At 57.9% G+C, this 3,313-nt stretch carries 4 protein-coding genes; all 4 read right to left on the reverse strand.

Annotated elements, in window-relative coordinates; all coding sequences use genetic code 11:
• Positions 1–629: type III-B CRISPR module RAMP protein Cmr1 (gene cmr1, locus SY1_RS09450; RefSeq protein WP_208873590.1), on the reverse strand; the 629-nt coding region annotated here is incomplete at its 3' end.
• 36 nt (positions 630–665) lie between these two features.
• On the reverse strand, positions 666–1,094 hold the full coding sequence (gene cas6, locus SY1_RS09455; RefSeq protein ID WP_208873592.1) for a CRISPR system precrRNA processing endoribonuclease RAMP protein Cas6: 429 nt from the start codon (positions 1,092–1,094) through the stop codon (positions 666–668).
• A gap of 416 nt (positions 1,095–1,510) precedes the next feature.
• Positions 1,511–2,386 (reverse strand): hypothetical protein, encoded by an 876-nt coding sequence (locus SY1_RS09460; RefSeq protein ID WP_208873594.1) that lies wholly within the window; start codon positions 2,384–2,386, stop codon positions 1,511–1,513.
• Positions 2,383–3,313, reverse strand: a 931-nt coding sequence (locus SY1_RS09465; protein ID WP_208873596.1) for a HesA/MoeB/ThiF family protein, incomplete at its 5' end; no start/stop codon positions are given. The genes SY1_RS09465 and SY1_RS09460, both read right to left, overlap by 4 nt.

Genomic DNA, 3,313 nt, shown 5'->3' on the forward strand with positions numbered 1-3,313 from the left:
GCGCACTCTTTAGAGTAAAGTGCTCCGCACCCACGCCGCGTCCGGGCCCCCAGCCCTCCGAAATTAATCCAGCCATGAAGGGAATTCAAAACCTGTTCCCTCTGAGCATCTGGAAGTTTCGGAGAAAAGGACAGGGAAAGTTTGAATCCTGCCTTTACGATAGCCAAAAATGGAGCGACATCCGGTTCTCCTCTTTTTCCGATTTTTCCCTGAAAAGGAAAAATCGCGTACTGTAGCTTTTCTTTTCCCTCTTCAAAAACAATCTTTTTCTTTTCGCCTTCTTCTGAAATAGAAGCCATAGCTTTTAAGCTCAAGCGGGTATCATGTAGCCTGACCCTGAGTGCTATCTTGCTGGCTGATCGAGTGCTTCCGAAAATTGCGGCTTCTTCCTCTCTCATATCGTTTAAAGACAGCTTCAGTCCATAGAGCAAACGCCACCAAAATCGCAGATGTCCGTGAATAGAGGTCGCCCTCACCGGCATCTCCTCATCGACAACCCCCGCCACAACCCCGCCGCCGTACATCGGGGTGATCAGCTCGATTTCATAGACCCGTTCTTCGGGGGAGCCGCCTGGCCCGATACTTTCAATCCCGTCAATGCACACCGACTTCGGAATGCTTCGCCCCATACCGCACCATCCTCTCCATAAAAAATACCGATCGCCTCAAAACTCCGCCAACACCTGTCCCATCCCCTGGGTCGTCTTGTAGCCGACGCCGCAGAAAAAAGCGAAGGCGGTCAGACAGGCAAGCGCCTTTCTAACCGCCGTACTTTCGTTTTTCCAGACATAACGGACCCGTCCCACACAGCCGCGGAAGACGAGATTTTCCTTCAGCACCACTGCCGCGCTTCGCAGGGAATAATCTGCGACAAACGTGTTTTTAATCGAATTTTCCTGTCCCAGATTTTCCAGCGGATTTTCCCCATAGGCCGTTTTCCATCGGGCAGCCAGACTACGGAACCAGAGTTCGGGAGAGGGGAGGATGTTCTGAACCGCCCCGCTCTTGAACCCGGTAGGAGAGAGAAACGTCACGTCAGCCCCGCCGCAGGGAGGGCTTTCCCTGAGTGCCCCTTCGTCCGTCTGGCGGCTCATCGCGTTTTCCCCGGGACGCGAGACCCTTTTGACGCCGACAGGCGCCCCGCCCAGGGTGAGGGAAGAGCCCGTCACGGCCTCCGCAAAGGGCTCCAAAAGCGCGTCGTCCAGGAAGGAAACGCGAAAGGCCAGCCTGTCGCCCTTTTGAAGTTGAAGGACCCCTTTCCCCCAGGAATAATGCAGCGTGCGCCAGAAGGATTCCGGAGTGAGCGCGCTCAAGGCCACCCCCTTGAACCCGGGCGCTCCATGCAGGGGCTCCGGCCCCCCAAACCCCGAGAGCCGACGAGCCAAAGCGGAAAAAAGCAGGTACCCGTTGGAAACGGGAACGTGTCCATCCGACAGAGCCTCACACAGAACAAGAGAAGAGATCAAGACTCCTCCATCCTCTCAGCAAGTCGTATTTTCCACGACAAGCTTCAAATAAGAACCTCCAGGGGTTCGGCCTGCCATGCACTCTCATCTCCGGCAATCAGCCGCAGCCGCCAATACAGGCCGGTGAGGAAATCGTCCGGAACGGATTGCCCCGCCTGCCGGGCCAGCCTTCGGGCCTCAGGGAGCGGGACCAGAATCCGCCGGTGTTCCGGCGCCGGGAAGACCAGATGTCCTTCCTCCACGCCTCCTCCCTGGTCTATATCCATAGCCAGGGCATGGACCTCAATGCCCGGAGCCAGGCGGTACAATCCCTTTCTTACCAGGTCCCAGGCCGGTTTGGCATTGACGACAACGTTTCCGATCCGAGGCCCATTGGGGTATATGCTCTCAATTTTAACAGCAATACAGCGTTTTGCGGCATCTTTTTTCTCGTCGTAGAAATAAAAACTTTTGCTGCGCGGTAAAAAGACAGGGAGCCCATCCAGACTCAGGACATACCCGGAGAACTCGTTCTGACGGCTTGTCTTTCGGAATGCAACGCGCGCACGGAGAAACTCGCCTTTTTCATAGGCGTCCAGAACGCGCGTCCAGACCGGACCGTAAAACGGACCCTCCGCTCCCGTATCCACCATGAAGAGCTCCCCCTCCGGATTGAGGACGTGAAAGGGACGCAGGCGGTGATCCTTCTCCTCGGGCGCTTCCATTTCCCGCACGACTTTTGACGAAAAGGACATCCCGAACGGCTGAGAGGAAGCGACAGGACTATGCCGCGCCGGGCAGCGTTCCGGCACCTCCTCTCGCGTCGTCTCGTCAGGCTGCCTGTTCTCCGCCGAAACCGAACTGCCGTCTCCTCGAAGACACAGCAGGACAACCGCCGCCGCAGCCGTCAATAAGAACTCCAGAGCCGTCATCTTCGTCATTCCCCCCCACATACCGGACAGCCGGAGACCTTCTCAAGTTCCAGCCGGCATATCCTGAGCTGCAATTCCCTGCCCCGCGCCTCCCCGCTCTCCACCTCAGGGGCCTCCCCTCCTCTGTCGACGTAAACGAGGGTCAGGTTCTCATGTGAATCCCTGTCCATGAGCGCCTCTATGGCCCTCAAGGCACCAACCTCCGCCACCAGGTTAATTTGAGCCGAAAGTCCGGGCTGAACGTAAAGGTCCCTAGGGTCCTCCGCCTCGCTGTAGGAGACTTTTTCCGAACGCAGCGCACTCTCGCTCAGAATACGCCGCCGATGGCACGAAAAGCACGCTTCTCCGGGACGAACCAGCTGAACGATCCCCGATGCCGCCCTCTCGTGGAGCCCCACCTGAAGGCTCTTGATCCCGTGCTCTACGGATATGGAGTTTACGAGCACGCGAGAATCGTCCGTATCGGTGGTGCAGATCAGCAGATGGCTCTGCTTCGCCGCCTCCTCCAGGGCGGCCATCCCACCGGGATCGTCCACCACGTTCCTCGTGCAGCAGCTTACCTGAATGTTGGGATTGACGGATCGGATCCTCCGCTCCACGACATACGCCTTATTGCGTCCAAGCTCGTCAACGCCGGCGACATGTCTGGAAAGGTTCGCCGGCTCAAGCGTATCCATATCGAACAGAAAGAACCTCCCCACCCCGGCCCTGGCCAGTTCCAGGGCTATCGTCCCCCCAAGGCTGCCACACCCGACGAGGCACACGCACTTGCCGGCCAGCTCCATCGTCTCCAGCAGGCCGGCGTTTCTCTCGTAAACCGCCGCTCCCATGTCGATGACCTCGGGGACGACCGACACCATCTCCCCCTCGCAAAACATCCAGAACCGCTCACTATCCTCGCCAACCACTCCCAAAACCCCACCAGGCAAAAGATTG

The organism is Fretibacterium fastidiosum (assembly GCF_000210715.1).
In the GTDB taxonomy this organism is placed as follows: Bacteria; Synergistota; Synergistia; order Synergistales; family Aminobacteriaceae; genus Fretibacterium; species Fretibacterium fastidiosum.

Bases quoted from the DNA above. Each gene is read 5' to 3' on its own strand.
- cas6 (WP_208873592.1), bottom strand. From the start codon at position 1,094: ATGAGCCGCCAGACGGACGAAGGGGCACTCAGGGAAAGCCCTCCCTGC.
- SY1_RS09460 (WP_208873594.1), bottom strand. From the start codon at position 2,386: ATGACGAAGATGACGGCTCTGGAGTTCTTATTGACGGCTGCGGCGGCG.